The sequence below is a fragment of the Verrucomicrobiota bacterium genome (assembly GCA_016871675.1).
In the GTDB taxonomy this organism is placed as follows: domain Bacteria; phylum Verrucomicrobiota; class Verrucomicrobiia; order Limisphaerales; family VHCN01; genus VHCN01.
In genome coordinates this window covers 23,578-29,832 of sequence record VHCN01000042.1, presented here as the reverse complement: position 1 = coordinate 29,832, position 6,255 = coordinate 23,578, and the positions used below count along the sequence as shown (strand labels likewise).

The 6,255-nt window shown below is 64.8% G+C and carries 3 protein-coding genes; 2 read left to right on the top strand and 1 reads right to left on the bottom strand.

From position 1 onward, the window contains the following. Positions 1-368 precede the first annotated feature (368 nt). On the bottom strand, positions 369-4,127 hold the full coding sequence (gene smc, locus FJ386_10115; GenBank protein MBM3877060.1) for a chromosome segregation protein SMC: 3,759 nt from the start codon (positions 4,125-4,127) through the stop codon (positions 369-371). 87 nt (positions 4,128-4,214) lie between these two features. Between smc and FJ386_10110 the strand changes: the two genes are divergently transcribed. Then, complete coding sequence (locus tag FJ386_10110; GenBank protein ID MBM3877059.1) at positions 4,215-5,213, top strand: threonine/serine dehydratase; 999 nt, start codon at positions 4,215-4,217, stop codon at positions 5,211-5,213. Between the two features lie 33 nt (positions 5,214-5,246). Beyond that, the gene (galE, locus tag FJ386_10105) at positions 5,247-6,218 is read left to right on the top strand and encodes a UDP-glucose 4-epimerase GalE (GenBank protein ID MBM3877058.1); all 972 of its coding nucleotides are present in this window, start codon (positions 5,247-5,249) and stop codon (positions 6,216-6,218) included. Positions 6,219-6,255 lie beyond the last annotated feature (37 nt).

The following is a 6,255-nucleotide window of genomic DNA, read 5'->3' as shown; positions in this document are numbered from 1 at the left end:
TGCCACGATCCCTCGGCCTTGCCGTTCCTCGCGTCGGAGGAAGCGGTCCGCGCAAAGCTCCCGCAGATCGAGCACACCGTCGTCGGCCACCTGCATTCGAAGCTGTTCCTCAACGTGGCGCGAACGCTCGCGGGGATGCCGCGAGTCTCCATGTTCGGGAAGTCAATCGAGCGCTACACCGTGGCCCTGAATCGAGCGCGCGGCTGGAAGCCGTTCAACGTGCGACTCTGCCCTGCCCTGCCCGGTATCCAGCTCCTGAATGACGGCGGCTATTACGAGGTGGAACTCGACCCGGCTGCGCGAAGGCCCGCGACGTTCAGGTTCCACCCACTGCCGCGCTGACCGGCTGGCGCAGCGCGCCCGCCCGCTCACTTCGCCATCACGATCTCGAGCGTGTCCTGGCGCTTGTGCGGCGCGTCTTCCTCCTCCTCGATGCTCTTCGGCGGGAGCGGCTCGAGCGCGACGGGCCGGTGGTCGGTGACTTGGGCGCCGGCCTTGTGGAATTTCACGCTCACGATGCGGCTCACGCCACGCTCCTGCATCGTCACCCCGTAGAGCACGTCCGCCATGCCGATCGTGCGCTTGTTGTGGGTGATGATGACGAACTGCGAGTGGACGATGAACCGCTGGAGGATGCGGATGAAGCGGTTGATGTTTGACTCGTCAAGGGGCGCGTCGAGTTCGTCCAGCACGCAGAACGGCGAGGGCTTCACCTGATAGATCGCAAAGAGCAGCGCCACGGCGGTCATCGTCTGCTCGCCGCCCGACAGGAGCGAGATGCTCGTGAGTTGCTTGCCCGGCGGGCGCGCCATGATCTCGATGCCGCACTCGAGCAGGTCGCCTTCGTCAGCGAGGTGCAGGTCGGCCTTTCCGCCGTCGAAAATCTCCGTGAACATCAACCGGAAGTTCTCCCGGATTTTCTCGAAAGTCTCCCGGAACATCTGCGTGGTCTGCGAGTTGATGCGGTTGATCACCTCGTGCAGTTGCGCCTTCGCCGAGAGCAGGTCGTCGTTCTGCGTGGTCAGGAACGTGTGTCGCTGCTCGGTCTCCTCATATTCGTCGATGGCGACGATGTTCACCGGCCCCATCTCCTCGATGCGCTTCTGAAGGGCTGCCACCTGCCCCGCCACGGCGTTCCAATCCGTCGCGGCACCGCTCGCGGCCATTTCCTCGGGCGTCATCACGTGCACCCGCGCCGTGCCTTCCTCGGCCACGGTGATGGTGATGCACTCGCTCCGCACGTCGTCGAGCCGGACCTGATACTTCTGCTGAATCCGTTCGCGCAGGTTTTGAACGGCCATGTCCTTTTGCGCCAGTTCGACATCCACGGCGCCGCGCCGGGTCTGCAAGTCGGTGAGCAGGCGCCGCAATTCGCGCAGACTTTCCTCGCGCGTCGAAATTTCGGACTCCTGCGCCAACTTCTGGCTCATCCAGCCCGCCGTCTCGCTGCTCACCTGCTCGCGTTCGATCCGGAGCCTGTCGATGGCGGCCCGCGAGTCCGTGTTCTCGGATTCCGCCAGCTCCTTGCGCTGGATGCAGGACGCGATCTCCGACTTGCGCAGGAGCACGAGTTCACCCTGCTCCCGGATCCGTTGCTCCATCTGCGGGATGGTTCCTCGGAACGACGAGCAAAGCTGCTCCTCGGTCGCGACCAGGACCTTCGTGTCGCTGACCTCGGCCGCGGCGGTCTCGCGCTGCTGGCGCAGTTGCTCAATCTGCGTGGTGACGGAAGTGACGGCCGCCTGGCACTGGTGCTCGCGCGATTCGAATTCGGCAAGCTGCCCGGCCAGGGCCGCCCGCTTCTCGTTCCCCTCGCGTTCGAGCGTCGCGAGGTTCTGGATCTCATAGACGACGGTGTCGATGCGGCTCTGCAGGTTCCGCTGTGAGTCTTCGAGCGAATGGAACTCGCCCTCTTGCTTCGCGACCGAGACTTCCTTCGTGCGCAAGTCCGTCTGCGCCTGCTGAAGGGAGGCCTGCAGCAGGGTTTGCTCGGCCTGCAGTGCGCCCCGCGCACGGCTCGCGTCGTCGATCTGTTGCTGCATCGCGCCGAGCTTCGCCTGAAGATCGGCGATCTGGTTCTTGCGGCCGAGAATCGAGGACGGCGCCGCGCCTGAGCCGGCCCCGTTCAAGTAGCCGCCCGTGAAAACGCCATGCCGGTTGAGCAGTTCGCCGGTCAGAGTGACAAAGTCATACTTCCCGCCGCACTCGCGCCACGCGGTCGTGGCCGTCGCCAGATCGGCAACGACAAGCGTCCGCCCCAACAAGGCGCGGAGCAGCGGGCGCACCGGTTCATCCGACTCGACAGCGCGCAACGCGGGCTCGGCATTCGCGGGCAGCGTCCCATCCGCGCTCCTCTCCGTGGAGGAGCTTCCCAGTCCAAGGGCAGCGACGCTTGCGCGCCCGGCCTTGTTCGTGGCGAGGTCGGCGAGGACTTGTTGCGCCGATTCCGGCTGCTCCGTGAGGACGAGTTGCAGGTTGCTGCCGAGCGCCGTCTCGATCGCGACGACGAGCCGGTCCGGCACGCGAATCCTGTCCGCAAGCGAACCGAGCACGTCACGCGACTTGCGCAGTGCGGAAAGCGTGCCCGCGCTGAAGCCCTCGTGGCTGGTCTGTAACTGGTCGAGCACGCCGAGTTGGGAACGCGCGCCCGCCTGTTCCTGCAAAAGCCGGTCGAGCGACTCCGCGGCGGTGGCGAGTTCGCGCCGGAGTTCCGCAAGCCGCGCCTCTCGCTGCTCGACGGAGCCGCGCTGTGACTGGACACGCTGTTTTTCAGCCTCCACGTTCGCCGCGAAGTTGCGGAGCCGCGCCTCCAGCCGCGTGCGCTCCTCTTCGAGCCCGATTTTTTCGGTCGAGAGTTTCTCAAGCCGGATGCTGTTCCCCTGCTTTTGCAACTCCAGCGCGTTCATTTCGTTTCGGACGCGCGAGAGCTGCTGCATCGCGCCGAACGCCTCGGATTGCGCGCGCCGGAGGTGCTCCTGCCGGGAAAGGAGTTCATTTTCGACGGCTTGCAGGGCGTCGCGTTTCCACTGAAGCGTGTTGCGGTGCTTCTCGACGGCGGCGTTCGAGACGGCGAGCCGCTGTGTCAAGGCTTCGAGCTCCGATCGCGCGACGCGGCACCGTTCCTCGCCCTGCGTGATCTCGCTGAGGGCGCGCTCGTTTTGCTCGAGCATTTCGCGCAGGCGCTGGTCGTTGAATTGAATCCGGCTCTCGTGCCGCTCGCTCTCGGACTTGAGCTCCAGGCCGCGGCGCTGGGAGTTGTTGATCTCGCCGTCGAGTTCGCTGAGGCGCGAACGGAGTTGCAGCACGTCGTCCTCGCAGCGAAGCACGTCCGACTGGCTCGTCTCCATTTCGATTCGCAAACGCGCCACGGTGGCGTTGCGCTCGGCGACCTCGGCTTGAAGCTGGTCGAATTGATGCCGCGCGTGTTGCGTGTCCAGATGCTGGAGCTCGATGGAGAGCTGTTTGTATCGGCGCGCTTTGCCCGCCTGCCGCTGGAGCGAGCCGATCTGTCGTTTCACTTCCTTGATGAGGTCCTGCACGCGGAGGAGATTCTGCTCGGTGTGCTCGAGTTTGCGCAGCGCCTCGCGTTTCTGCGTCTTGAACTTGGTGATGCCTGCGGCCTCCTCGAACACCATCCGGCGATCCTCCGGCTTGCTCGACAGGATCTGGGTGATGTTCCCCTGCGCCATGATGCTGTAGCTCGTGCGCCCGACGCCTGTGCCCATGAATAGCAGCTGGATGTCCCGCAACCGGCACGCCGTCTTGTTGATGAAATACTCGCTGCCGCCATCGCGAAAGACGCGCCGGGTGACGGTCACTTCGTTGTAGCCGAGTTCGACGCCCGCGGCGGTGAGGTGCGCCTCGTCAACATCGCCGATCGTCAGGGATACCTCGGCCATGCCGAGCGCCTTGCGCGAGTCGGTGCCGTTGAACACCACGTCGGCCATCTCGGTGCCGCGCAGCGCCTTCGCCGATTGCTCACCCAAGACCCATCGCACGGCGTCGGAGACGTTCGACTTCCCGCAGCCATTCGGGCCGACTATGGCAGTGATGCCCGGCTCGAAGTTGAGCGAAGTCTTGTCCGCGAACGACTTAAACCCTAGAACGGTGAGGTTTTTGAGATACATTCCGACGCTAGGAAACAAGAACTGCTTCGTGCTGTAAAGCCAAAAGGCACAACATTTTGGGGTCGAATCCACCCGCGGGCACTACTAATGGACAGCTCGGAACCCGGTTCAACCCCTCTCGAACGCATTTCTGTTGGACGCTTGTCGAGTCCGTGGTCAACTCCGCGCGCGATGAAACATCGCCACGAAATCATCCGCCCCACGACGTTTGTCGAAGCGCCTCGTCTCGGCCGACACCTCGCCATCGACGTCACGCTTGCCTCGGAAACGTTCCAAGTCTCCGGGAGCTTCAAGTTTCGTGGTGCTTACAACGTCGCGGCTGGCGTGCCGCATCGTCAGATCATCGCCGCGTCTTCAGGCAATTTCGGCCAGGCTCTCGCTTGCGCCTGCTCCATGCTCGGCAAGCGGTGCACCGTCGTGATGCCTGCAAACGCCGCCCATGTGAAAATCGAATCCGTCCGCGAGTTTGGCGGCGAAGTGGACCTCGTGGACACCTCGAAGACCACCCGCAAGCAACGCGTGCTCGAACTCGCGCGCCAGTTCCCCGACGCCTACATCGCGAGCGCGTTCGACGACCCGCTCGTGATCGCCGGCAACGCATCGCTCGGGCGGGAGATTGCGCAGTCGGGGCGCAAGTTCGATTTTGTCATCGCGCCGCTCGGCGGCGGTGGACTGACCGCGGGCATTGTCCAAGGTCTGCGAGAATGTGGCTCCCCGGCGAAAGTCATCGCCGCCGAACCATTGATGGCGAACGACGGCGCGTGCTCGTTGCGTGCCGGCCGAATCATCGCGAACGAATCCGAGCCGCCAACCATCGCCGACGGCGCGCGAACGCTCAGCATCGGCGAACACAACTGGGCAATCCTCCAGCACGGACTCGACCGCGTCGTCGAAGTCCCCGAGGCCGACATCAAGGAAGGCGTTTGCCTGCTCTTCACGCACGCGAACCTGAAAGCGGAACCCACCGGCGCGCTCGCCATCGGCGCGCTGCTTGCGGCGAATGCGGACTTCCATCGCCGCTCCGTCTGCTGCGTGATCAGCGGCGGCAACGTCGATCCCGCGCTGTATCGAGAGCTATTGGCTTGAGGCGTCCCCTGCCCTTCCCTAGCTTCACTGTCCATGAACGTGTTTGTCACCGGGGGCGCGGGCTACATCGGCTCCATCTGCGTCGAGCAGCTTTGCGACGCCGGCCACGCGGTCACTGTCTTCGACAATCTCTCCGAAGGACACCGCTCCGCCGTGGATCCGCGCGCGCGGTTCATCCACGCCGACCTCGCCGACCGCGACGCGATCGGGCGGGCCGTGAAGGACGCGCAGGCCGGGGCCATCATGCACTTCGCGGCGCACTCGCTCGTCGGCGAATCCATGACGAATCCCGCGAAGTATTTCCGCAACAACGTCGCCTCCGGCCTGAACCTGCTCGACGCCGCGGTCGAGGCGGGCGTGCGCAAGTTTGTCTTCAGCTCCACCTGCGCGACCTACGGCGTGCCGGAGCGATTTCCCATGACCGAGGAGTTGCCACAGCGCCCCGTGAATCCCTACGGCGAGTCCAAGCTGATGTTCGAGAAGATGCTCGGCTGGTATCAGCAGGTGTATGGGCTGGAGTTCGTCGCCTTCCGCTACTTCAACGCCGCGGGCGCGAGCGGGCGCTTCGGCGAGCACCACCGCATCGAGTCGCACATCATTCCGAACGTGCTGTTCGTCGCGCTCGGGAAAAAGCCGCACGTGGAGATGTTCGGCAACGACTACCCGACGCCCGACGGCACCTGCGTGCGCGACTACATCCACAACATGGACCTCGCCGCCGCGCACATCGCCGCGCTCGCGCCGGGCAAGCGCGGCTTCTTCAACCTCGGCAACGGCGAAGGCTACTCCGTGCGCGAAGTCATCCGCGCGTGCGAACTGGTCACTGGCAAGCCGATCAAGGTGATCGAGAAACCGCGCCGTCCCGGCGACCCGCCGCGACTCGTCGCCGGCGCGGCCAAGGCGCGGGCGGAACTCGGCTGGCTGCCGCGCTATCCGAAACTGGAGGACATCGTCGGCACCGCGTGGAGATGGCACCTCAATCACCCGGACGGGTATCCCGATTAATGCCAGCCGGTGCGTTTCTCCTGCAGCGCGCCCGCTG